Origin of the sequence: Flavobacterium cryoconiti, assembly GCF_048158645.1 — a bacterium.
GTDB lineage: Bacteria > Bacteroidota > Bacteroidia > Flavobacteriales > Flavobacteriaceae > Flavobacterium > Flavobacterium cryoconiti.
Genome location: NZ_JBLNKW010000004.1, coordinates 1 through 25,293 on the forward strand (window position 1 = coordinate 1; position 25,293 = coordinate 25,293).

Annotated in this window: 22 protein-coding genes and 1 tRNA gene; 11 read left to right on the forward strand and 12 right to left on the reverse strand. The window is 34.1% G+C overall.

Annotated features, from left to right (window positions below; genetic code table 11):
* The 5 genes from ACM55H_RS07005 to ACM55H_RS07025 form a co-directional block, all read left to right on the forward strand.
* A partial coding sequence (locus ACM55H_RS07005; RefSeq protein WP_416835844.1) for a hypothetical protein occupies window positions 1–181 on the forward strand: 181 nt, incomplete at its 5' end.
* Between the two features lie 57 nt (window positions 182–238).
* Window positions 239–1,474: a tyrosine-type recombinase/integrase gene (locus ACM55H_RS07010; RefSeq protein WP_416836081.1), complete on the forward strand. Its 1,236-nt coding sequence runs from the start codon at window positions 239–241 to the stop codon at window positions 1,472–1,474.
* 172 nt (window positions 1,475–1,646) lie between these two features.
* A complete protein-coding gene (locus ACM55H_RS07015; protein WP_416835845.1) occupies window positions 1,647–2,501 on the forward strand; it encodes a hypothetical protein in 855 nt (284 codons plus the stop codon).
* 95 nt (window positions 2,502–2,596) lie between these two features.
* Window positions 2,597–3,595, forward strand: coding sequence for a hypothetical protein (locus ACM55H_RS07020; RefSeq protein WP_416835846.1), 999 nt, complete (start codon window positions 2,597–2,599; stop codon window positions 3,593–3,595).
* A gap of 145 nt (window positions 3,596–3,740) precedes the next feature.
* On the forward strand, window positions 3,741–5,579 hold the full coding sequence (locus ACM55H_RS07025; protein WP_416835847.1) for a hypothetical protein: 1,839 nt from the start codon (window positions 3,741–3,743) through the stop codon (window positions 5,577–5,579).
* Window positions 5,580–5,728: 149 nt separating this feature from the next.
* Here ACM55H_RS07025 and ACM55H_RS07030 read toward each other — a convergent pair.
* A tRNA-Ala gene (locus ACM55H_RS07030) sits at window positions 5,729–5,805 on the reverse strand.
* Between the two features lie 127 nt (window positions 5,806–5,932).
* Between ACM55H_RS07030 and ACM55H_RS07035 the strand changes: the two genes are divergently transcribed.
* The 4 genes from ACM55H_RS07035 (at window position 5,933) to ACM55H_RS07050 (ending at window position 9,093) form a co-directional block, all read left to right on the forward strand.
* Window positions 5,933–6,700: an enoyl-CoA hydratase/isomerase family protein gene (locus tag ACM55H_RS07035; RefSeq protein ID WP_416835848.1), complete on the forward strand. Its 768-nt coding sequence runs from the start codon at window positions 5,933–5,935 to the stop codon at window positions 6,698–6,700.
* A gap of 179 nt (window positions 6,701–6,879) precedes the next feature.
* Window positions 6,880–7,344: a 6-pyruvoyl trahydropterin synthase family protein gene (locus ACM55H_RS07040; protein WP_416835849.1), complete on the forward strand. Its 465-nt coding sequence runs from the start codon at window positions 6,880–6,882 to the stop codon at window positions 7,342–7,344.
* A 4-nt stretch (window positions 7,345–7,348) separates the two neighbouring features.
* The gene (locus ACM55H_RS07045; protein ID WP_416835850.1) at window positions 7,349–8,104 is read left to right on the forward strand and encodes a UDP-2,3-diacylglucosamine diphosphatase; all 756 of its coding nucleotides are present in this window, start codon (window positions 7,349–7,351) and stop codon (window positions 8,102–8,104) included.
* Window positions 8,105–8,280: 176 nt separating this feature from the next.
* The gene (locus tag ACM55H_RS07050; RefSeq protein ID WP_416835851.1) at window positions 8,281–9,093 is read left to right on the forward strand and encodes an alpha/beta fold hydrolase; all 813 of its coding nucleotides are present in this window, start codon (window positions 8,281–8,283) and stop codon (window positions 9,091–9,093) included.
* Window positions 9,094–9,247: 154 nt separating this feature from the next.
* Here ACM55H_RS07050 and ACM55H_RS07055 read toward each other — a convergent pair whose 3' ends face one another.
* From ACM55H_RS07055 to ACM55H_RS07080, 6 genes are all read right to left on the reverse strand, one after another.
* On the reverse strand, window positions 9,248–9,604 hold the full coding sequence (locus tag ACM55H_RS07055) for a hypothetical protein (RefSeq protein ID WP_416835852.1): 357 nt from the start codon (window positions 9,602–9,604) through the stop codon (window positions 9,248–9,250).
* A 235-nt stretch (window positions 9,605–9,839) separates the two neighbouring features.
* The gene (locus tag ACM55H_RS07060) at window positions 9,840–11,111 is read right to left on the reverse strand and encodes an MFS transporter (RefSeq protein ID WP_416835853.1); all 1,272 of its coding nucleotides are present in this window, start codon (window positions 11,109–11,111) and stop codon (window positions 9,840–9,842) included.
* 13 nt (window positions 11,112–11,124) lie between these two features.
* Window positions 11,125–12,813 (reverse strand): single-stranded-DNA-specific exonuclease RecJ, encoded by a 1,689-nt coding sequence (gene recJ / locus ACM55H_RS07065; protein WP_416835854.1) that lies wholly within the window; start codon window positions 12,811–12,813, stop codon window positions 11,125–11,127.
* A gap of 115 nt (window positions 12,814–12,928) precedes the next feature.
* Complete coding sequence (locus tag ACM55H_RS07070; protein ID WP_416835855.1) at window positions 12,929–13,273, reverse strand: HopJ type III effector protein; 345 nt, start codon at window positions 13,271–13,273, stop codon at window positions 12,929–12,931.
* Between the two features lie 7 nt (window positions 13,274–13,280).
* Window positions 13,281–13,994: a 16S rRNA (cytidine(1402)-2'-O)-methyltransferase gene (gene rsmI / locus ACM55H_RS07075; RefSeq protein WP_416835856.1), complete on the reverse strand. Its 714-nt coding sequence runs from the start codon at window positions 13,992–13,994 to the stop codon at window positions 13,281–13,283.
* Between the two features lie 134 nt (window positions 13,995–14,128).
* Window positions 14,129–15,100: a hypothetical protein gene (locus tag ACM55H_RS07080; protein WP_416835857.1), complete on the reverse strand. Its 972-nt coding sequence runs from the start codon at window positions 15,098–15,100 to the stop codon at window positions 14,129–14,131.
* Window positions 15,101–15,297: 197 nt separating this feature from the next.
* On the opposite strand from ACM55H_RS07080, the gene ACM55H_RS07085 reads away from it, so the two are divergent.
* Window positions 15,298–15,888, forward strand: coding sequence for a thymidine kinase (locus ACM55H_RS07085; protein ID WP_039108599.1), 591 nt, complete (start codon window positions 15,298–15,300; stop codon window positions 15,886–15,888).
* 140 nt (window positions 15,889–16,028) lie between these two features.
* Here ACM55H_RS07085 and ACM55H_RS07090 read toward each other — a convergent pair whose 3' ends face one another.
* The 5 genes from ACM55H_RS07090 to ACM55H_RS07110 form a co-directional block, all read right to left on the reverse strand.
* Window positions 16,029–16,319, reverse strand: a complete 291-nt coding sequence (locus tag ACM55H_RS07090; RefSeq protein WP_416835859.1) for a helix-turn-helix transcriptional regulator — start codon at window positions 16,317–16,319, stop codon at window positions 16,029–16,031.
* The gene (locus tag ACM55H_RS07095; protein WP_416835860.1) at window positions 16,309–16,662 is read right to left on the reverse strand and encodes a type II toxin-antitoxin system RelE/ParE family toxin; all 354 of its coding nucleotides are present in this window, start codon (window positions 16,660–16,662) and stop codon (window positions 16,309–16,311) included. The genes ACM55H_RS07090 and ACM55H_RS07095 overlap by 11 nt, the downstream gene beginning before the upstream one ends.
* Window positions 16,663–17,041: 379 nt before the next feature.
* A complete protein-coding gene (gene rpoN / locus ACM55H_RS07100) occupies window positions 17,042–18,508 on the reverse strand; it encodes an RNA polymerase factor sigma-54 (RefSeq protein ID WP_416835861.1) in 1,467 nt (488 codons plus the stop codon).
* An 80-nt stretch (window positions 18,509–18,588) separates the two neighbouring features.
* The gene (asnS, locus tag ACM55H_RS07105; protein WP_416835862.1) at window positions 18,589–20,025 is read right to left on the reverse strand and encodes an asparagine--tRNA ligase; all 1,437 of its coding nucleotides are present in this window, start codon (window positions 20,023–20,025) and stop codon (window positions 18,589–18,591) included.
* 430 nt (window positions 20,026–20,455) lie between these two features.
* Complete coding sequence (locus tag ACM55H_RS07110) at window positions 20,456–22,828, reverse strand: efflux RND transporter permease subunit (protein WP_416835863.1); 2,373 nt, start codon at window positions 22,826–22,828, stop codon at window positions 20,456–20,458.
* 196 nt (window positions 22,829–23,024) lie between these two features.
* On the opposite strand from ACM55H_RS07110, the gene ACM55H_RS07115 reads away from it, so the two are divergent.
* Entirely contained in the window at window positions 23,025–25,292 is a 2,268-nt protein-coding gene (locus ACM55H_RS07115) for a cation:proton antiporter domain-containing protein (RefSeq protein ID WP_416835864.1), read from the forward strand.
* The last annotated feature ends 1 nt before the right edge of the window (window position 25,293 follow it).

Sequence of the window (25,293 nt, forward strand, 5' to 3'; positions counted from 1 at the left end):
GTTTTTAATGAAAAATGGAGGTGGTCATTTTGCTCCGGAATTAGGTGGTCATTTTGAATTGGAATCAGGTGGTCACTTTAAATTGGAATTGGGTGGTCAATATCACTGGAATTTGCACCAAAGGGAAAATTGTCCAAAAAATTATTTGGCGGGTCACTTAAATAAAGTACACTCGCATTAAATCTAATTATAAACTATGAAAATATTGAAATATAAAAAATTTACGGGGTTGCACATAGTGTGTAAGAAATGTAACAAACTCATTGAGGTTTCACAAGATGTTTACAAGGACTGTAAGCATCCATTTGAGAAGCAGAAATACAAAGCAATACTTAGGCAGAATGGAAGTCGTAAAACGAGGGATTTGAAAGCATTGGAGTACGATGATGCGATTAAGGAACTACTTGATTTCAAACATGAATTATCCAATCCAATTCAGTTCATTTCCAAGGCTCCAAAAGTTGAAGTTAAAAATGAATTATTGAAAGATTGTATTATGATGTTTGCCGATTGGCTTGAAAATGTTGATGTCCCAAATCATCAAAAAAGACCTCGTACAAAAGGATATATTACAACGACAGTTCAGTATCTTGTTAGATTTAGTAAGTTTCTAGAAGATAATAAGTTCGACCTCAACAAGTTTAAAATCTATGATTTGAATGATGTTATCGTTGGAAAATATTATGATTCTTTAGATGAGACTTGCAAGATGGCATCTACTTATAATCATAATACAAAGGCATTAAAGAATTTTAATAATTTTTTAATTAATCACAAGGGTTTCAACGTTCCAAATTATTTTGGAAAAGTAAAATTGAAATATGAAAGTATGAACCCAACAAGTATAAAGGATGATGATTTTAAAAAATTATTAGGAGTGATATCAGGTGATGAGTCTATAGAAATAAATCCAAAAGGACGAAGAAAGAATATGTACAGACCTTATACGAAAAATGCAATAGAGTTGGTTGCTTATACTGGAATGAGAATCGAAGAAACTATGGTTTTAAAGTTCTCCGATATTGTTTTAGATGATAATGGGGACGTTCAACATTTAGTCGGTACAGATTTGAAATTTGAAAGGGCTCATAATTGGAACAACACCAAGGCTCCTAAAAAAGTTATGATTCCATTTTCAATTGAGTTAGAAAACTTATTGAATAGATTGGAGTATAAGAAGTATTTAGGTGCTGATAAATATCTGATTGCCGATGATTATAATATTTCTAGAAAAACTCTTAAAACTCAAGTAAGTCATTCGTTTACTTTTTTCAGAAAGAAAGCGGGACTCAGTGATGATTTTAGCATTAAGCATTTGCGAAAAACATTTCTAACAAAATTGCATACCAAAACTGGTTTCATTGAGTCATTAGGGTATCAAAGGTCTGCAAAAGTAACATTGAACAATTATATTGATAAGGTTCAGGTCGTAAAAGAAATTAACAGAATGGGGTTTGGGTATTTTAATGAATAGTATTTTCTAAAAAAGCAAAATCATAGAGATATAAGACCCTTCTTAGCTCAAAAAGTATCCAACAAATAAAATATTCATTTGATGATTTGTAAAAATTAAAATGTACATTGGTTTTTTAAAAGTCTATATACCAGTTATTGGCAATGTTACCAAAAAACCGTAAAACTAAAAGATGGATAATTGTTGGATTTGTTCAAATATAGCTGATTCAGAAGAACACAAGTTTAAAGCTTCTGATTTAAAAAGATTCCATGGTAAAAAAATGAATGCTTTATATATTAGTAAAAAAATAATCGAGTTAAATTCGTATAAAGACAAAAGTCTAAAATTCCCAAAAGTAATTTGTACAAATTGTAATAATAATTTAACTCGTCCTCATGATGATGCTTATGATAAATTTGTGATTTTTTGTTTCGAAAACCACGAGCAAATTTTAAAAACTCAAGTTATAGATTTTGAAGAAATATATGGTGAAAATTGGGAATTAGAAAAAGTCAATCTTTATAGATATTATGCCAAACATGCTGGGTGCAAAATTGTAACATCCAATATAAAAGCAGATTTAAAAAACTTATCTGAATTCATAAAGGGCAATATACAAGTAACAGATTTTCTTGTAAAATTTGAAAGAAAAGCAGGAGTTCAGGCAATTATGCACGCTTTTAATCTGGCAGATAAATACAATCATCTATATAACTCTGAAACTACTTATTGGAATATTCATATTGCACCAAAATTTGGGGGTTGGTTATCTAATAATTATATGACCACAAATTGGGTTTTTGGTACTAATATAAATACTAATTCAAAAAATATTTTTAAAAACAAGTATGAGACTATACTTTTAACTGACAACCATTTTTTTGAAATTAAGGAACAAGAAGATGACACTGAATTTTCCAGAATAAAATTTATTGACCAATATATAATTGGTTTTGAAAATAGTCATAACAAAACAACTGAATTAAAAGTTGAATATTTTGAAAATCTAATACTCGCAAATAACACTGCCCATAACAACTCCTAAAACGGATTTTGGAAATCAAAAAATAGGCTTAATTTAGCCTAAAACCAGCTGTAGTTAAAGGTCGTTATGTTCCATATTAACTGAAATCGTATAAAATGATAGAAACTGAAATCACTATATTGATTAATCGAAAATCTGACATAGGAGTTATTAAGCAAAATATCATTGAAACAAATATTCAGTTTCCAGTTTACATCATTGAATATGAAAATCATTATAAAATAGATTTTGTAAGTGATTACGAAGAATGGGAATTTGATGCCAAAATCCTTAATTTTTTTTCAGAATATGAATTTACGTCAAACCTTGAAAACGGTAGAAAAGAGATAAGGTTACAATTATCAAGATATCAATCCGAACTTTCAACAGATGGTTGGGGAAGACGAATTGAAAACCCTCTAAATGAAGTAAAATATCTTATAAAAAAATCAAACATAAAAACTGAAAAATTCAATCCTAAAATAAAGGTTTTGTTTGGTAGCAATGAACAAAATTATTATATCAATATTGTTAATGGAATAAATAAAGCAACTGATGAAAAAGGTTTTTTACTTCTAAATGACTTTAAAAGCAATGATGAAAATAAAGAAGTCGAAATTATAAAAGACAAACTATATAAATCACCTATTGAAGCATTCGACAATGGTTGTTACAAAATTCAAGAAATAGTAAATCAAGACTTTAAAGATTACATTCAAGCTCAAAAGAAAGAAATAAGAGAAAAACAAAAACTTCCACGCAAACTTATTAGAGATTTCATAAATTCTTGCAATAAATCTGAAACAGAAGGAATTTTGAAAAATCTTGATGAAAACATAATTTTTGAAAAAAGAATTCGGTGGAAAACAGAATTACTGATTGAAGGGATTCAAGAATTTGAAACTTACATAAAATCCCCAAATCAAGAATTATTTGCAAAAAATTTTAAAATTAGGTCGTCTTGGAGTATAAATTTACCGCACATTACAATTGGAGTTAAATTTTATCCAATTACAACCAACCACGAGGAAGAAATCAAAAACACACTTAGATATAAGCAAATCAACTTTGAAATAAATAACAACAAAATTATATGCATAATAGAAGAACAATAAATACAGCACCAACAACGCGTATTTAACCATTTGCAAATTTAATGGAATTACCGTTTTTAATTGTATTTTAGTTAAGTCGAAAATACTACTCTACACCATTTGTGCAAACATAACGAACGACACAGAAACCATTGATTAACCAAATATGAAAACCATTTTGAAAACTGAAAAACAATATTTCTCCAATGCAGTTCATATGGGACAAATTCTAGAATTTAATGTTGCTTTTCCAGAAGAAGAAAGATTATCAATCGAACATTATTTGTCAGGATGCAGTAGAGAGATGATTTTAAATGCAGCCGCTTATTTTTTAGGTTTCAATAATCAAAAATCAAAGTTTGATGACATCGGGGAGTTTCTGGAAATGTTCTTCCGACAAGAAAATAGCGAGCTCGCAAATCAAGTTTATGATAGAATAAAAGAGATTGAAAAAAAAGGAGTTAATATTGGAATAATAAATACTTATTCGAGTTTGAAACTTTTTGAATATTTTTTTTCAAGGCCTGAAGAAGCCGAAACTCAAACAGAAGCAGACGCAGAAGTTAATTTGTTTAAAGCTTACTTAGCTTTAAATACGGAATTTACAGAAAAACAAAGTATTGCCTTTGCATCACTAAAAGGAAGTGACGAGGAATTGAAAATTCCAATGATAATGTTTTGTATGGATTATCCTGTATCAGATAAATCAAATTTTGACATCTATCAGATTTGGACAACACAAATGATTAAGGCAATTTATCTCTTTCAGTTTCTTGAGTCAAATGAAAAAGCACAGCCCCTATTGGCTGCATTTTTAGCTTATTTCAATTGTGATACATGGCAAGAGTATTTGAAAAGTATTTTACCATTAACTATTCCTGCAATAACGAATGAAAGAGAAGCTCATACCGACATCATTGTAGAGCTTGGAGATAATTTTGAACAGAGTTGTTCTTTTATTGAAAAGTTAATGATTCAGGAAAATGACGAACTTGACCAAAATGATTTCCTTACCATCAGAGCAAAGCCATTTTACAAATTAAAGGATGGCGTTTACCGTATCATCTTCAATTTGTTTGTGGTTGAAAAGCTTTTCAAAGGAGTTTATTTCCTTTTAAGAGATGTAAATAAAACTCTTCCCTCATCTCAAAGAATAAAAGAAATCAAAAGCTTTTATGGAGACGAATTTTCAGAAAAGATACTTTGCTACAAGGTAATGGAAAGCATATATCCTAATAACTGCATTCGGTTTTCAGGTAAAGAATTGACAGATAAGAAAATTGACGGTGCACCTGATTATTATGTAAGAAAAGGCAAAAATATTTTGCTTGTCGAATCAAAGGACTTCTTGATTACCGCAGATAAAAAAATGTCCTTCGACTTCAATGTATATGAAGAAGAATTTGGTAGAGTATTGGATTATGAAGAATTGCCAGATGGCAAAATAAAGTCAAAAGCAGTTATGCAATTGATAAACAGTATACGCAAAATTCTAAAAAATGAGTTTCCTGCTGATAAAGGCTATTACTACAGAGAAATTTTCATTTATCCAGTATTGCTTACTCATGACCATCAATACGATACCGCAGGATTTAATGAACTTATCGATTTTTGGTTTCAGGATGAATTATTGCAGCTAGCGGAAGAAGGTTTGTTTATCTATCATGTTAAACCCTTATCTATAGTAAATATTGATTCGCTTATCTACAATCAGGTTGGATTAGCCAACGACATTACATTGCATGAAATCTTAAACATTTATAACGAAAACAAAAAAATCGAAAAACAAAAAAAGAGAAACTTTAAATATCAACAAGAATATGACAAGTATTTGGAAGATTACAAACAAATGAGGATGTCTAAGCTTATTCCATTTTCGGTGTTTATAGATAAATATTTCAATAAAAAAGGATTGTGGAAACAACCCCCACAGCTTGACTTGGTATTTCCTGCAATTTTCAAAGAAGAATATGAAAAAAAGCAAGCGGCTAAAATTGAAGATTGATGAAGATTCCAATCCGACATCATTATGACATAGAAACTCAATAATAAAATAGAGTGGAGTTACTTTATATCATTTTTCGAAAAGTGCACTCTAAAAGAGCACTTAGATAAAATAAAAAAACCTTACATCTCTGTAAGGCTTGATTTTACTGGTGGAGAATACCGGATTCGAACCGGTCACCCCTTGCCTGCCAGGCAAGCACTCTAGCCAAATGAGCTAATCCCCCAAACTATATCGCAAATATAAGATATTAATAAAGCAAAAAGCAAATTTCATAAATACAAATCCATACTATTTGAAAAAAAAGCCAAAGCATCCTTTACTTTTTTTAACTTTACATCAAAATAGGTGCTATGGTAACAGAAATTCCAACAGGTTCGCTCATCACAACAATCGAAAATAAAATCGCAACACTTGAATTTGGTCATCCGGCGAGCAATTCTTTTCCGAGAGAATTGTTAGACCGTTTAACAAATGAATTCAATAGTTTGAGTGCTAATGCTGCTGTTTCGGTGATAATTGTAAAAAGCGAAGGAACAGGTGCTTTTTGTGCCGGAGCTTCGTTTGATGAACTTTTGGCGGTTTCTAATCAGGAAGAAGGAACCCGATTTTTCTCGGGATTTGCACATTTGATTAATGCCATGCGTTCGTGCTCAAAACTAATTGTTGGTCGCATTCACGGCAAAGCTGTAGGTGGTGGCGTAGGAATTGCTTCCGCTTGCGATTATTCATTGGCAACAAAAAATGCTGCTATAAAATTATCAGAATTGGCGATAGGCATTGGACCCTTTGTAATAGAACCCGTAGTTTCCAGAAAAATGGGGAAAATGGCAATGGCCGAAATGACACTGGCAGCGCACGAATGGAAAACAGCCGATTGGGCAAATGAGAAAGGATTGTATGCCAATACTTTTGAAACTGTCGAAGCACTTGATAATGCAATTGCTGATTTCAGTGCTAAATTATCCAGCTATAATCCAGAAGCATTAGCCGAAATGAAAAAAGTCTTGTGGGAAGGAACTCAAGATTGGGAAACACTATTGCTGGAGCGTGCTGAGATTTCGGGAAGATTAGTGTTGTCTGATTTTACCAAAAAGGCTTTGTCTCAATTCAAAAAGTAATTTTTTTAGAATTTATTTCAGGAGCTATTTCCTGCTGTCCGCTATATCTATTGTGGCGAACCCCGCCACAATAGGATGCCGCTTCCATCAGGGCTAGACCTTGGTGGAATTCGAATACCAATATTTACAACTCATTTCTCATATCAATTTGCTAAATTTGCAATCAAAATTAAACTCCGATGAGCAATATCAGAATTACAAAACAATTTGGTTTCGAAACCGGTCACGCTTTATATGGTTATGACGGGAAATGTAAAAATGTTCACGGGCATAGTTATAAATTGTCAGTAACCGTAATAGGGCAGCCAATCGAAAACCGTAACGACGTAAAATTTGGAATGGTAATCGATTTTTCTGATTTGAAGAAAATTGTAAAAGAAGAAATTGTAGATCAATTTGATCATGCAACGGTTTTTAACGAAACAACTCCTCATATTGAATTGGCAAACGAATTGAAAAATCGCGGACATCATGTTATTTTGGTAGATTATCAGCCAACGAGCGAGAATATGGTAGTCGATTTTTCTCAAAGAATAATGAGAAGATTACCGGAAGGAATTAAACTTTTCTCGTTAAAATTGCAAGAAACGGAATCTTCTTTCGCCGAATGGTTTGCCAGTGATAATGTGAAATCTATATTGTAGCTTCATGCAATTACCAAATAACAAAAAAATATATTTCGCCTCTGATCAGCATTTTGGAGCACCAACACCAGAATTGAGTTTTCCAAGAGAACAAAAATTTGTGGCTTGGCTCGATGAGGTAAAAAAAGATGCGGAAGCTATTTTTTTAGTAGGTGATTTGTTTGATTTTTGGTTCGAATACAAAACAGTAGTTCCAAAAGGGTTTATCCGTGTTTTAGGCAAACTGGCCGAAATTCGCGACAGCGGAATCCCTATTTATTTCTTCGTGGGAAACCACGATTTATGGATGGAAGATTATTTCCAGAAAGAATTGAATATTCCGGTGTATCATGACAATCAAGAATATACTTTTGGCGATAAAACATTCTTAGTGGGACATGGCGACGGAAAAGGACCCGGCGACTTGGGGTACAAACGAATGAAAAAAGTATTTACAAATCCATTCTCTAAATGGCTTTTTAGATGGCTTCATCCGGATATTGGAGTAGGGCTGGCGCAATATCTTTCCGTAAAAAATAAACTGATTTCAGGTGATGAAGACGTGACCTTTCTTGGCGAAGACAAGGAATGGTTGATTCTTTATTCCAAAAGAAAACTGGAAACCAAGCACTACAATTACCTTGTTTTTGGACACCGTCATTTACCTATGAAAGTAACAGTGGGAGAAAATTCCGAATATGTTAATTTGGGTGATTGGATCACTTATTTTACCTATGGCGTTTTTGATGGGGAGACTTTCGAAATCAAAGAGTATCAATAATTTTTCAAGGTTTTTTTTGACTTCCTGTTTTTTGTACTGTTTAAAAAACTTACAAATATACTAATGGTTTTCTATTAGTGTTTTCTTTTGTATATATTTGATGAATATCAAAGCAATGTGTCAGAGCTATAAATGAGTTGTGTCCCAGTTTAAAAAAAAAACGAAACGTATAAAATATGAGATTTAAAATATTGTTTTTTACATTGGTTTTCTCTTTAAGTGGAATTGCCCAAATAAAATACGGCTCAAATAATGGAAAATATTTGACAATTAAAGGAACGAAAATTTATTATGAAGAGTACGGAGAAGGAATTCCTCTATTGTTAATACACGGAGGATTTGGAAGTATTATCGACTTTGAAAATGTTATTCCAATTCTTTCAAAAAAATATAAAGTTATTATTTCTGATGCGCCTGGACTCGGTCGCTCAGAATACTCAGATATTCCATTAAGTTATAAATTATTGGCAGAGTACAACTCGGAAATCATTGATAAATTAAAACTAGATAGCCTTTATGTCATTGGTTGGAGTGATGGTGCAATTACTGGTTTGATTCTCGCAAAAAACAGACCTGAAAAAGTGAAAAAATTAATAATTTCAGGAGCGAATTATAAAATTGAAGGATTTAAAAATATAGAAGAGGCTAAAAATTGGACAGATACAAATTGGATCGAAAAAAATTGGCCACATTGGATAAAATATTATCAAAAACTATCATCAAAAGATTGGAAAAGATATGTTAATGAGGCTAGACAAATGTGGTTTCAAGAACAATATTTTCCAAAAACTGATTTAGAAGCAATAAAAACGCCAACTTTAGTGGTTTATGGCGACAATGATATGTATACTTTAGAACACGGCATTGAGATTCATAATGCTATAAAAAACAGTCAGTTTTGTGTAATTCCAAATTGTTCACACGAAGTGTTTGGAGAAAAACCTGAAATAATTAGCCGAATATCAATTGATTTTTTTAAAGGTGAATGAAACCTGTACACAAAAGGCTCTGATATGTTTCTGTCTATAAGAAGTCTTAGTTGTAACTGTTGTGTAAACATCTCTTTTGCCCCATTCTTGCATTATAAAAGTTCTTAAAAAGAAGAGTGTTAATTCCTAACGATAGTTAGTTTTAAAAAAAAAACTAATTCATTCCCACTCCATACAAATAATCATCTAAATTCATTTTAAACAGAGTACCTTCCACTAAGTCTTTTACGGCGTTTAATTCTTTCATGGAAACGACCAAATCAATTTGGGAACAAGTTGTTTTTAGCAAGAATTTGTGGCATTTGTTTTTCAGTTCGCAATCGTCGCAGCATTTATTTTGGATAAAACTTTCTTCAATGCAATATTTAAATAGTTGTAGTTCGTGCTTGGTAAAATAAAAACCTGTTTCTCTAAAAATTAATTGAACTTTATCCAGCATCACTTCATCCTCTTTTTTCCAGTAGAAAGAAGTTCCTGAATCATTGTAGTATATCTGTTTTATTTCTTTCATATGAAGATAATATTTGTTTTTTAAAGGAATATGGTATCGCCATTCGCCATTATTATTACTAATTTTTGAATCAAGGCGATTTCATTTGAGATTTCTTTGAAACAAATATAATAATTATTTAGATTTATTCTAAATAAAAAAATATAAAAAAGTCATAAAAAAAGTCGGTAAGTAATCCTGAGATTATTTTACCGACTGATTGTATTTTAAGCGTTTTTTTAGAAAAATCTATATGTTACTCGCCTTTTTCGTGTTCATCAATGTCCTTTTGTAAGTCCAATTTTCTAAATGAAGGAGAAAATATTCCTGTTCCAAGCACAATTAAAAGAGTCATGCTTCCGCCAAAAACCACTGCAGTTACCGTTCCCATTAGTTTTGCCGTCAATCCGCTTTCAAAAGCACCCAATTCATTGGAAGAACCCACAAAAATAGAATTCACTGCCGAAACTCGGCCACGCATGTGATCCGGTGTTTTCAATTGTAAAATAGTTTGACGTATCACTACAGAAATTCCATCAACTGCACCACTTAAAAACAAAGCGAATACTGATAAAGCAAAAATAGTGGAAAGCCCAAAAACAATAATACAAAGTCCAAAGACAAAAATAGCGGACAAAAGCTTCAATCCCGCGTTTTTATTCATTGGTACGTAAGCAGAAACAATCAGTGTTAAAAAAGAACCAACTGCTGGAGCAGCTCTTAAAACACCAAATCCTTCAGGACCAACTTTCAAAATATCCTGAGCAAAAATGGGTAACAGCGCAACGGCTCCGCCAAATAGAACTGCTACCATATCCAATGATAATGCGCCCAAAACGGTTTTGTTAGTGAAAACAAATTTTACACCTTCTTTCAAACTTTCCATAATGGGTTCGCCAATTTTTGGATTCAAAATAGGCTTAGCGGCTATTTGAGACAAAGCGATTAAAGAAAAAACGGAACAGGTAAAAACAGAACACATAGACCAGTGAACGCCAATCAAAGTAATAGAAAAACCCGCTACTGCTGGTCCTAAAACGGAACCTATTTGCCAAACCGAACTGCTCCATGTAGCAGCGTTAGGATATACTTTTTTTGGAACAATTAAGGATAAAAGTGAAAATATGGTTGGGCCAAGAAACGAACGTACAATTCCTCCCAGAAAAACCAGAAAATAAATGCCGTACAAAATTACTTTTGTAGAATATTCGCTTACAATTGGCGGCCATGTTAACAAAAATAATCCAAAACTGATTACTGAAAATCCTAAAATGCATTTGAAAAGAAGTGCTTTTTTCTCGTTTTGATCTACAATGTGTCCCGCAAATAATGCCATGGCAACAGCAGGAATTATTTCCATTAATCCGATGATTCCCAGTGAAAGTGGATTTTTGGTCAAACTATATACTTGCCATTCAATAACAATAAATTGCATGGACCAGGCAAAAACCATGGCAAAACGCAATAATAAAAATGTATTGAATTCTTTATAACGCAAGGCTGCGTAGGGATCGTGTGTTTTTTTCATTTTGTTAACCTAATTATTTAATATCTCTTAATCGTAATTGTAAACTGACATTTCCTTTCCATTCGTTTTCATCAATAGAATAAACCATTTCAAAAGGTTGTCCGTTTTTAGTAGTTTCTAATTTTTTGCCTAAGCCAAAGCCTATTGCAGCAATGCCTTCGGAATTATTTTGTTTTACAAACAGTTTTAAATGTTCGTCTTCTTGCCCCATTGGCTTTCCGTAACCAGTATCTTTTACATTTTTAGTCAGGAAAACAGGTGTCATATTTTGTGGTCCAAAAGGCTCAAATTGTTTTAGAATCCGAGTCAATTTTGGAGTTATATCGGTGAAATTAATTTCGGCATCAACCGAAATTTCCGGAGTCAACATATCTGGATGAATGGTTTTTTCGACTTCTTTTTCGAAAGCATCTTTGAATAGTTGGTAATTCTCTTCCTTTAAAGTCATTCCGGCAGCATACATATGACCACCAAATTGCTCCAAATGTTCCGCACAGGCTTCGAGTGCGTTATACACATCAAATCCTTTTACAGAGCGAGCCGAAGCCGCATATTTATCGCCACTTTTGGTGAAAACTAAGGTGGGACGATAATAAGTTTCTATCAATCGGGAAGCTACAATTCCTATGACTCCTTTGTGCCAATCCTCTTGAAAAACTACAGAGGTAAAGCGCTCTTTTTCCTTGTTGTTTTCAATTTGCGAAAGTGCTTCTTTAGTGATTTGTTTGTCTAATTCTTTCCTGTCGGAATTGTATTTTTCGATTTCTGAGGCAAATTGTTGCGCTTGCTCAAAATCAAATTCGGTTAATAATTCCACCGCATGATTGCCGTGTTTGATGCGCCCGGCAGCATTAATCCTTGGTGCTATTATATAAACAACATCAGTAATATCTAAGGTTTGTTTTTTTACTTGGTGAATCAAAGCTTTGATTCCGGGTCTCGGTTCAGAGTTGATGACTTGTAATCCAAAATAAGCCAACACTCTGTTTTCGCCAGTCATAGGTACAATATCAGCCGCAATGGCAGCTGCAACTAAATCCAAATAGGGAAATAAGTCTTCGATGGTTTCCTCTCGATTTTGGCCTAAAGCCTGAATCAATTTGAAACCAATTCCGCAACCGCACAATTCATCATACGGATAGGTGCAATCGTCCCGTTTTGGATCGAGAACCGCAACGGCTTCTGGTAAATTTTTCCCGGGTCTATGGTGATCACAAATGATAAAATCAATGTTTCGCTCTTTGGCGTAAGCAACATGATCGATGGATTTTATACCACAATCCAAAGCAATAATAAGCGAAAATCCATTATCATCAGCAAAGTCAATTCCTTTGAAAGAAATTCCGTAACCTTCGTCATAACGATCCGGAATGTAGGTCGCCACGTTAGGATAATAGCTTCTTAAATACGAAGAAACGAGCGAAACAGCTGTTGTTCCATCAACATCATAATCACCAAAAACAAGAATATTTTCCTGATTTTCAATTGCGTTTTCAATTCGTTCTACCGCCTTTTCCATATCTTTCATCAAATATGGGTCATGCAAATCATCTAAACTGGGACGAAAAAAGCGTTTGGCATCTTCAAAAGTTTCAATGCCGCGTTGCACTAATAATGTGGCCACAAAATCTTCCACATTCAAAGCTTGAGCGAGATGTTTCACGGTATCTTCGGAAGGTTTTGATTTTAGGGTCCAACGCATGTTGATTTGGGTTATAAGATTTTCAGTAGTGTTTTTTGTCAGGTCGAGCGCAGTCGAGACCAATTGATGTGTCTCGACTGCGCTCGACCTGACACTAAATAGTAACTTTTATTTTTTATTTTGAAACCAAAGCTTCGCCTTCAAATTGAATTCCGTTCCAGCCTGTTTTCATAAAGTTGCGGATATTTTGATGATCCGTTCCTTCTGGATTTTTCAGAACGTCCTCATAATAATAAGCTCCAAAACAGGATAAAGTTTCTGCCTCGGTTAGGTTTTGTAATTTGGCAAAAGCAAATAATTTACAAGAACCTGAATTTTCTCCTGCAGTATTCAGTTGAGAACCGTTTTGGAATGTAGTTGGAGTAAAAGTATAGTTTTCTTCAATGGTAGCAATAGTTTCTGTAAATGCGATTGCTTCTGGAGTTTGTTTTAGTTTTTCTAAGTAAGATGTTAGGCTCATATTTATATTATTCTTCTGATGAAAATTTAGATTTTTTAGGGTCTTTGGTAATTGTTTTTCCGCTTACGACCACGACAATTTCGCCTCTTGGCGCTATTTTATCAAAATGGGCAGCCACTTCTTTCACGGTTCCGCGAACATTTTCTTCGTGCATTTTTGATAATTCCCGTGAAACTGATATCTGTCGGTCTTCGCCAAAATAGGTAATGAACTCCGCTAAAGTCTTTACTAATTTATGCGGTGAAACATACAAAATCATCGTTCTGGTTTCTTCTGCCAAAGCCAAATATCGGGTTTGACGTCCTTTTTTGTCAGGCAAGAATCCTTCAAAAACAAACTTGTCATTGGGTAAACCGCTATTGACTAATGCAGGAACGAAAGCCGTTGCGCCGGGTAAACATTCCACATCAATTCCATTTTCGACACAAGCTCGGGTTAGTAAAAAGCCAGGATCAGAAATGGCAGGCGTTCCCGCATCCGAAATCAGGGCAATATTTTCTCCGGCTTTCAATCTCGAAATTAAATTTTCGATGGTTTTGTGTTCGTTGTGCATGTGATGGCTGTACATGTGCGTGCCAATTTCGAAATGCTTTAACAATTTTCCGCTGGTTCGCGTGTCTTCGGCGAGAATCAAATCGACTTCTTTAAGAATCCGAATCGCTCGAAAAGTCATGTCTTCGAGATTGCCAATAGGCGTAGGAACGATATATAATTTTGACATAATTAAAAAATTAAACGCATCCCGAATTTTCGGGATAAGAAATAAAACGGAATGAATTTTAAAACTTAAAATTCATTCCGTTTTTTATTATTTTGTTTTTGTTCAAAGGAACACTCAGAACAATTCAAACGGAATTACAAGAATTTTTTCTCGATAATATCCATAAAACGCTCCTCGTAATCTTGTTTTCCTTCCCAGTTATTGTAATCTGGTTTTACCATTTCCTGAATAAAATCTCTAGTTTCGTAGAACGTGTCAAACGTGATTAATTGATTTAAAACACGGTTGTAATCCTCACTGCTGTTACCAAAAAGGTGTTTTGTAAATGCAATGCGATCATTCAAATCGATATTGATATTTTTGGCTAATTTTTCGTTTAGGGAAGCTATTTTTGGTTCCGTCGGTTCCGGTTTCACTTCTTCAATGGTGTCCAATTGCTTTTCTTCGAAATCAATGGCAATGGCAGTAGGAATGTTTTCAAGCGGATGTACTTTTACAAACTGAGCATCGCTGTAATTGCCGCCTAATAAATCTTCGAAAGAAATTTGGACTGCTTCCATTTTCTTTGGCGTTTCAATTTCAGCTGCTTTTTCTTCTTCAACTTCCTCTTCTTCTGATAATTCAAAAGCAGGAAGGAATGGAGCAGTTTCCGGAGCTGTTATTTCTTCTTCAATTGCATCTTCCTCTTCAGCAACTATTTCCTCTTCAATTGCTGGTTCTTTCTCAGCTACTATTTCTTCTTTTTCCTCTAAAGGCGTTTCGATAGTTTTCTCAGAAATTATTTCTTCGGCAGCTACAGGGATTTCTTCGTTTTGTTCTGCCGGTGTTTCAACTATTTTGTCAGTTATCGTTTCTTCGGTAGCTGTATTTGTTTGAGGTTGAGTAGTTTCCTTTTGGTCAAAAACTTCCTCAATTTTTTTCTCTATTTCAGTAATTCCAATAGTTGGTTTTGCATCACTAAAATGTTCGTCTACAAATCGCAAGACAGAAAGTTTTTCATACAGTTTCTGCGTTTCCAGATATAATTGATTGATATCAGATTTATTTTTTAGTTGTAATATTCTGTGTGCAATGCTGATTAAATCGGCTTCCAATTTTTTTTTCATAACTTTGAAATTATAGTGTGTTAGGCGGGTCTTTTTCAATAAATTTCTTCCTGAGTTTTATTTAGCCTAAGGAAGAAGTAACCTTTAATAAAAATGTCATACTTTTGAAACGACGTAAAAGTATAAAATTTTTAAGTCGGTTTTATCCGTTACAAAGTAATAAAAACTATTCATTTTTTAAGTCAGAAAAATACAAAATGTTTCTCGAAAATACAGTAAATCATAAAGAACAATTTGGTTGGATTGAAGTCATTTGTGGCTCCATGTTTTCGGGTAAAACCGAGGAACTCATCCGTCGTCTGAAAAGAGCGCAATTTGCCAAACAAAAAGTAGAAATTTTCAAACCGGAAATTGATACACGCTATCATGATGATATGGTAGTTTCTCATGACGCTAACGAAATCCGTTCCACGCCTGTTCCTGCTGCTGCAAATATTGCTATTTTGGCGCAAGGTTGTGATGTGGTGGGAATTGACGAAGCGCAGTTTTTTGATGACGAAATCGTTAAAATCTGTAACGATTTGGCAAACCAGGGAATCCGGGTAATTGTTGCCGGATTGGATATGGATTTCAAAGGAAATCCTTTTGGTCCTATGCCCGCATTAATGGCGACTGCCGAATATGTTACCAAAGTGCACGCCGTATGTACCCGCACCGGAAATCTAGCGAATTACAGTTTTCGTAAAACCGATAATGACAAACTCGTCATGTTAGGCGAAACTGAAGAATACGAGCCGTTGAGTCGTGCCGCGTATTATCACGCAATGAGGAAAGATCAAGAGAAATAGATTCTCTCCCCTCCCGACGCTTCGGGACTCTCCAAAGGAAAGGGAGCCGGAACTGGATTGAAATATAAAAGTATGAAAAATTTAAAAACCCTTTCAAATGTTTAAATTTTGAAAGGGTTTTTAAATTTTTTACGGAGTGGTTATAGTTCAATCTGAATTTTGACTTTTCCACCTAAACCTTTTTCTACAATATCATACAAGGTTTTTAGCGTAAGATTACTTCCGTTATTTTCGATTCTGGAAATATATTCTCTTTTTTTATCAACAAGTTCTGCAAGTTCAGTTTGAGTTAAGTGTTTTTCTAAACGTGCTTTTTTTAATTGCAATCCAATTTTAAATCCTTCAAAATCTCTTTCCAGTTCGTCCCGTCTTTCCGTTCCTTTTTCCCCGTAAACACTATCTTTAATTTCTTTCCAGCTTTTAGTTTCCATTTTTATTTGATTTTTCTTGATAATATTGTTTCATTAAAAGCAAGGCTTTATCAATCTCATTTTTAGGCGTTTTTTGTGTTTTCTTTTGAAAGCCGTTTAGTAAAATAACAAGTTTACCATGGTCAAAAAAACAGAAAACCCTCCAAATGTTTGAAGCTAATTGTATTCTGGCTTCATAAAGTCCATTTGTTCCTTCCATTGATTTCAAATAATTGGATGGAACTCTTTCAAGAGTTTCTATAGCTTCAATAATTTTAAAGATTTTATCCTGAACTTTTTTCGGTTGTTCAAGAAGAAAATCTTCAAAGTAATTTTTATATGCTATGACTTCTCGAACATTCATTTCAAAGGTAATTTAAAAGTTACATAAAAACAATTTTTCAGTGTGATTTTGGAAGTGCTATTCATAAAGTCAGTTTGAATTTAAATAAAGCTGTTCTGTTTTAGGAAGATTTATTTTTTAGTTTAACATTGAATGGATAGGACAAATTTTAATTAAGCCGAAAACCCAAATTCAATAAAACGTCTTGTTGTAAGAAGCTTGTGTTAATGTTTAATCTATTTTTTGAACTTACAATCTGCAAGTTCAATTTTTTCAACTCCCTAAACAATACCCACATTTAGTGATATTTAAAAATTTGTAAAAGAGTAAATTTTTTACATAAAAAAAGGGGAACTTGTTTCAAAACAAATTTCCCCTTTTTAGTATTTTAAATTCCAGATTACATTTTCTTTCTCATTCTCGCTACAGGAATATCGAGTTGTTCCCTGTATTTTGCAATCGTTCTTCTCGCAATTGGATAGCCTTTTTCTTTAAGAATTTCGGCTAATTGATCGTCTGGAAGTGGTTTTTTCTTGTCTTCTTCTTCAATCGTATTCTGAAGAATTTTCTTGATTTCAAGTGTAGAAACATCTTCTCCTTGGTCGTTTTTCATCGATTCCGAGAAGAATTCTTTGATCAGTTTGGTGCCATAAGGCGTTTCCACGTATTTACTATTTGCTACACGCGAAACGGTCGAAATATCAAGACCTACCATATCAGCAATGTCTTTTAGAATCATCGGTTTCAACTTGGTTTCATCACCATCGAGGAAATATTCTTCCTGATAATGCATAATCGCATTCATGGTCACAAAAAGTGTTTCCTGACGTTGGCGTATCGCATCGATAAACCATTTAGCTGAATCCAATTTTTGCTTGATAAATTGTACCGCATCCTTTTGCTGCGCTGATTTATCACGGGAATCCTTATAGGTTTGCATCATTTCCTGATAATCTTTGGAAACGTGCAGGGAAGGAGCATTTCTTCCGTTTAAGGTCAATTCCAGTTCTCCATCCACAATTCTGATGGCAAAATCAGGAACTACATTTTCAGTAACTTTATTATTTCCGGTAAAGGAACCACCTGGTTTTGGATTCAGTTTTTCTATTTCGTGAATGGCTTTTTTAAGCTGCTCATTCGAAACATTGTATTTTTGAATTAATTTATCGTAATGTTTTTTGGTAAAAGCATCAAATTGATTTTCGATAATATCGGTTGCTAATGCTACGTATTCCGTTGGTGTTTTATGTTTCAATTGCAACAACAAACATTCCTGTAAATCTCGTGCGCCCACGCCTGAAGGTTCCAATTCATGAATGACCTGCAACATTTTCTCCACCATTTTCTCATCGGTGTAAATTCCTTGGGTAAATGCCATATCGTCCACCATATCAGGAACGCTGCGACGGATATAACCCATATCATCGATGCTTCCTACCAGAAATTCGGCAATTTCACGCTCTTCATCATTCAGGATGAACGTATTCAACTGATTGATTAAATCTTGGTGAAAACTTACAGGAGCGGCAAAAGGCGTTTCGCGATCATCATCATCGTCACTGTAATTGTTGGCCTGTGTTTTATAATCAGGTGTTTCGTCGTTGCTTAAATATTCGTCGATGTTAATATCTTCGGCATCAATTCGCTCTGATTCGGCATCATCATAGTCGTCATAATCTTCGTTGTCGAACTCGTCTTTTTCGTAATCCTCTTCATCTTTTCCAGTTTCCAGTGCTGGATTTTCGTTCATTTCTTCTAATAAACGTTGCTCGAAAGCTTGCGTAGGCAATTGAATTAACTTCATCAACTGTATTTGTTGAGGAGATAATTTCTGGGATAACTTTAAATTTAAGAATTGCTTTAGCATTAAGTTTAATCGTTTATTTGTTTAATCGTTTATTCGGGATGATCGGTTAAACAAATAAACGATTAACCGAATAAACCTTTTTAAAATTCTGCATTCATTGGTGTTCTAGGAAAAGGAATTACGTCACGAATATTCGTCATTCCTGTTACAAATAATACCAATCTTTCGAACCCAAGTCCAAAACCAGAGTGAACTGCTGAACCAAATCTTCGGGTATCAAGATACCACCACAATTCTTCTTCATCAATTCCTAAGGCTTTCATTTTTTCTACCAAAACATCAAAACGCTCTTCTCTTTGTGAGCCACCTACGATTTCTCCAATTCCAGGGAAAAGAATATCCATGGCGCGAACTGTTTTTCCGTCTTCATTCAAACGCATATAAAATGCTTTGATATTTGCCGGGTAATCAAACAAGATTACCGGACATTTAAAGTGTTTTTCCACCAAATAACGTTCGTGTTCTGATTGTAAATCAGCACCCCATTCGTTAATGATATAGTTGAATTTTTTCTTTTTATTTGGCGTACAATCTCTTAAAATATCAATTGCTTCGGTGTACGAAACACGTTTGAAATTGTTTTCCAAAACAAAGTTTAATTTATCAAGTAAAGCCATTTCACTTCTTTCTGCAACTGGTTTAGATTTCTCTTCATCCAACAGTCTTCCTTCCAGGAATTTCAAATCTTCCGGACATTTGTCCATCGTATATTTGATTACATACTGAATAAAATCTTCAGCCAAATCCATGTTGTCATTCAAATCATTGAAAGCCACTTCCGGCTCAATCATCCAAAATTCCGCAAGGTGACGCGAAGTATTTGAGTTTTCGGCTCTAAAGGTTGGTCCAAAAGTATATATCTGACCCAAAGCCATTGCAAAAGTCTCTCCTTCTAATTGTCCCGAAACCGTAAGATTCGTTTCTTTCCCAAAGAAATCTTCTTTGTAATTCACTTTTCCGTCTTCGGTTCTTGGCGTTCCGTCAAATGGCAAAGCGGTAACTTTGAACATTTCACCGGCACCTTCAGCATCCGATCCCGTGATGATTGGCGTGTTTACATACACAAAACCTTTCTCCTGAAAATAACTGTGAACCGCATATGATAATACAGAACGTACTCTCATAATGGCTCCAAACATATTGGTACGAACTCTCAAATGCGCATTTTCACGCAAGAAATCCAAGCTCGGTTTGTTTTTAGGCTGTATTGGGAATTTCTCTGCATCCGAATCTCCAAGGATTTCCAGTTTTGCCACCTGAATTTCAAATTGTTGTCCCGCGCCTTTACTTTCTACCAAAGTTCCGGTTACAGAAATGGCAGCACCAGTAGTAATTCTCTTTAAAGTCTCATCTGGAGTATTCTCAAAATCGACAACACATTGTATATTATTGATAGTTGAACCATCGTTCAACGCGATAAATTGATTGTTTCTAAAAGTTCTCACCCATCCTTTTGCATTAACTTCATGAAGCGTCGTGGTACTGTTTAGTAAGTCTTTAACTTTTGTGTGTCTCATTTTAAGTATATAATTGATATTGAAAATTGTCTTGTAACCGAACTGCAAATATAAAGGATTTGTTTTAAAAGTCATTGCGAGAAATAAGGTAATCAGGAGCTATTTCCCGCTATCCGCTATATCTTTGTGTTTTTAAAGAAAAAACACAAAGGATGCCGCTATTATCGGGGCTAAACGAATGGAGATATTTGGAATTTTTCTGAAAATATTTTTTAGGGATATCCTGCACCGTTTTTTTTAACTTGTAGGTTTGAAATAAAATCTTAATCTACAAGGTTAAAAAAAATCATGCAGGATAAAAGTGCGAATTGACTAAATTATAAGTTACCACAATTCCTAGCCCTGATTGAAACGGCATCCTTTTCTTGTCTCTTTTTTGGGACAAGAAAAGATAGAGTGTAAAGCGGGAAACAGCTCCAAATAAAAAAAACTAATTCACTAATTCGACTTCTACAAGGTCTTCTTTCTTGGCTTTTTTCTTTTCAAAAGTCAATACCAATGCCGGTAAAACCAATAAGTTAGCAAACATAGCAAACAATAACGTACAAGAAATCAAACCGCCAAGCGCAATGGTACCGCTAAAGCTGGAAAGTGTGAAAGTCGCAAATCCAAGAATCAATACCACCGAAGTATAGAACGTACTAATTCCAGTTTCTCTCAACGCACTAAATACTGATTTTTTGACTTTTCCGTTGTTTTGCAGTAAATCGTGACGGTATTTTGCCATAAACTGAATCGCATTATCCACCGAAATACCGAAAGCAATACTGAAAACCAGTATCGTAGATGGTTTCAACGGAATGCCAAAATAACCCATCAATCCTGAGGTGATGCAAAGCGGTAAAACATTCGTGATTACGGACGCCATTACCATTTTGCCCGATCTAAATAAATAGGCCATTAATAATGCTATCAAGAAAATAGCGAAAATCAAGGATTCAATAAGGTTGTCAATTAAGTATGAAGTTCCTTTTTGGAAAACCAACGCTTTTCCGGTAAGTGTCACTTCATAGCGGTCTTTTGGGAAAACTTTATCTATTTTTTGTTGCAACTGATGTTCCACTCTTGCCATTTCCACGGTTCCAATGTCTTTCATGAAAGTGGTGATTCTGGCATATTGTCCAGTGGAATCCACATAGCTTTTCATCAAGTTTTCTTTGGTGTTTTTAGTGGCATTTTTGGCATACGAAAGGATGAATGCCTGTTCTTGCGAAGTAGGTAATTCATAGTATTCCGGATTGCCGTTGTAATAGGCTTGCTTGGAATATTTAACCAAATTTACAATAGAAATAGGTTTTGATAATTCTGGAATTGTAGCAATAGTCTCTTGCAACTCGTCCATTTTTTTCATCGTGGACAATTTCATAACCCCTTTTTTCCGTTTGGTGTTAATCATGATTTCCAATGGCATAACACCGTTGAATTCCTTTTCGAAGAAAACAATATCTTTAAAGAAAGAAGCGCTTTTTGGCATTTCGCCAATCAAACTTCCCGAAACTTTCATCTGTGAAACCCCAATTACGCTAAATAGAAGTAGTAAAGCGTAGATGATATAAATCGTTTTTCGTTTGTATTTTACAATATTTTCCACCCAATCCAACAAGGTTGAAATGTAGGTTTTGCTCAAGTGATACAAGTGTTTTTCCTTTGGCAAAGGCATAAAACTATAAAAAATTGGCACAACAACCAGCGTCAACAGATACACGGAGATAACGTTGATGGAAGTCACTAATCCAAATTCAAAAAGTAAGTCGTTACCCGTAATCATAAACGTAGCAAAACCGGCCGCTGTTGTTAAATTTGTCATCAGCGTAGCAACACCAATTTTAGAAATTACACGTTGTAGGGCTTTAGCTTGATTCTGGTGAATTTTTATTTCCTGCTGGTATTTATTAATCAGGAAAATACAGTTTGTAATCCCAATAACGATAATCAATGGCGGTATAATAGCCGTTAAAATCGTGATTTTGTAATGGAATAATCCCAATGTTCCAAAGGACCACATCACTCCAAAAAGCAAAATGCAAATGGATATAAATGTCGCTCGAAACGAACGGAAGAATAAAAAGAAAATTAATGAAGTAATGAATAACGCCGCACCAATGAAAAGACCAATTTCGCCTTTCATGTTCTCAGCATTTATCGTTCGGATGTAAGGCATTCCCGAAACGCGAAGGTCGATTCCGGTAGTTTTTTCGAATTTCTCGATTTTTGGAACCAGATTCTCAATAATAAAAGTTTTTCTACCTGCAGTATTTACAATTTTCTTGTTTAAATAAACCGCTGAACGAATACTTCCCGATTGTTTATTGAACAATAATCCTTCGTAAAAAGGGAGATTATTAAAGAGTTCGTTTTTTATTTTCTGTAAATATCCTGGGTTTACAGTTTGAGTTTGGTCTATAAGCGGCACCAATTCAAATTTTTCCTCCGCTTCGTTTTTTTGTAATTTTTTTAAATCATTCAACGAAACAACCAGTTCCACTTCTTTGGAATTTTTTAAACCTGTCATCAATTCATTCCAAGCAGCAAAAGCTTTTGGAGTGAAAAAAGTGTTGTCTTTGAAACCGATAACAATCAAATTGCCTTCTTCGCCAAACTTGTTTAGAAAATCTTCGTATTGTTGATTTACAATGTGTTTTTTAGGAAGTAAATTGGCTTCGGTATACGTCATACCAAGGTTTTTCCATTGCAATGCCAGAAAAACGGTTAGGGCAAGAATAACTCCTAGTATTACAATTCTATTTTTAAGTACAATCCGGGCGATTAATTCCCAAAATCCTACTGTTATTTTCTTTTTCATAGCTGATTTAAAAATGCATGCAAATGTAATGAAAACCGTTATAAATCATAAAGTTTAAAGCAAACTTTTTGTATTGTGGCTAGGATGATTCTTTGTTTTTTATTTTACATTAAGATAATTTATGAGATATAAATTATATATTTGGTTTTCTCATCTTTACTTTTTTAGAGATAAGAAAGTCCATTTAAAAATAAATATGAAAAATTACAAAAATGCATTATTTTATTTCGGTGTAACAGGTGGTTTCACTGCTTTAATGTACTGGATTATTAAAAAAGGCAAGCATTTAGAAGTAAGTAAAAAAGTCACTATTGCTGCAATTGAAAATGGTTCCTGGAATGACTTCATAGCTTCAATGCAACATAGTTTTCAAGATCCTTTGGCGATACTTTTAGCCCAAATTATAACGATAATTCTTGTAGCCCGTTTTTTTGGATGGGTTTTTAAAAAAATTGGGCAACCCTCAGTAATAGGGGAGATTATCGCCGGTATTGTTTTAGGACCCTCTTTATTAGGGCTGTATTTTCCTGAATTTTCGGCTGCATTGTTTCCGGTGGAATCCTTAGGAAATTTAAAGTTTTTAAGCCAAATAGGATTGATACTTTTCATGTTCGTAATAGGTATGGAACTCGATTTGAAAGTGTTAAAAAATAAAGCCAATGAAGCCGTAGTAATTAGTCACGCCAGTATTGTGATTCCTTTTACCCTCGGTATTGGATTGGCCTATTTTGTTTACAATAGATTTGCTCCCGAAGGCGTAAAATTTCTTTCCTTTAGTTTGTTCATGGGAATTGCCATGAGTATAACCGCTTTTCCAGTTTTGGCAAGAATTGTTCAGGAACGAGGAATTCATAAAACTAAATTGGGTGCCATAGTTATCACTTGCGCTGCTGCCGATGATATTACTGCCTGGTGTATTCTGGCAGTGGTAATTGCAATTGTAAAGGCAGGAACTTTTGTTAGTTCGTTGTATATTATTTCGTTGGCATTAATTTATGTTCTATTAATGATTTTTATTGTAAAGCCTTTTTTGAAAAGAATCGGTGATTTATATGGAAGTAAGGATAGTATTATAAAACCGGTTGTAGCCATCTTTTTTTTGGTGCTTATACTTTCTTCGTATGCTACTGAAGTGATTGGTATTCATGCGCTTTTTGGTGCTTTTATGGCAGGAGCTATTATGCCTGATGTTCCAAAATTCAGATCTATATTTATTGAGAAAGTCGAGGATGTAGCTTTGATTCTTTTACTGCCTTTGTTTTTTGTTTTCACTGGTTTAAAAACCGAGATTGGACTGATTAATGATCCTTATTTATGGAAAGTAACTGGATTTATTATTCTGGTTGCGGTTGTCGGGAAGTTTTTAGGAAGTGCTTTGGCTGCTAAATTTGTAGGTCAGAGTTGGCGAGATAGTTTAACCATTGGTGCCTTGATGAATACCAGAGGATTGATGGAATTAATCGTGTTGAACATTGGATTAGAACTTAAAGTGTTGACTCCCGAAGTTTTTACGATGATGGTTATCATGGCGTTGGTTACTACTTTTATGACTGGTCCTGCTTTGGATTTAATCAATTATATCTTTAAAACGAAAGACAATGTTGACAACGAAGAAGTTGGAAATAATAAATTCCGAATATTAATTTCGTTTGGGAATAATGAAAAGGGAAAATCGCTTTTACGATTAGCCAATAGTTTAATAAAGAAAACCAAAGAAACATCCACTATTACTGTAATGCATTTGTCTTTGAGTGATGAAATGCATCAATTTAATATGGAGGACAAAGAGAAAAATAGCTTTATTCCAATTGTTGAAGAATCTAAACTATTAAAACAAGAAATCACTACTATTTTTAAAGCCACAATTGACATTGAAACGGATATTGCTGATATTGCAAATCAAGGAGATTACGATTTGTTACTTATTGGTTTAGGGAAATCAATTTTTGAAGGGACAATCCTGGGGAAAGTAATTGGTTTTACAACAAGAATAATCAATCCGGACCGACTGATTGACAAGTTTACCGGAAAAGAGGGATTGTTTGAAAATTCTCCTTTTGACGAAAGAACCAGACAGATTATTTCTAAAACCAAGATGCCTATCGGGATTTTGATTGATAAAGATTTACAATCGGTAAACGAGGTTTTTCTTCCTATTTTTTGTCAGGAAGACTCCTTTTTGATTGAATATGCCCAAAAATTAATTTACAATAACAATTCCAAAATAATGATTTTGGATGTAAATGGCCATGTTGACTCCAATTTTGTGATTAAAAGTGCCATAAATTCTTTGGAACAAAAATTCCCAAACAACATTGGTATCATCACAGATAAAATCGTTAAAAAAGAGCTTTTAGCCAAACAGGATTTAATGTTGATTAGTCTAGAAAGTTGGAAAACGCTGGTAGATTCAAGAAGTGTTTGGCTGAGTGGTGTTCCGTCTGTTTTGATTCTAAAACATTAAA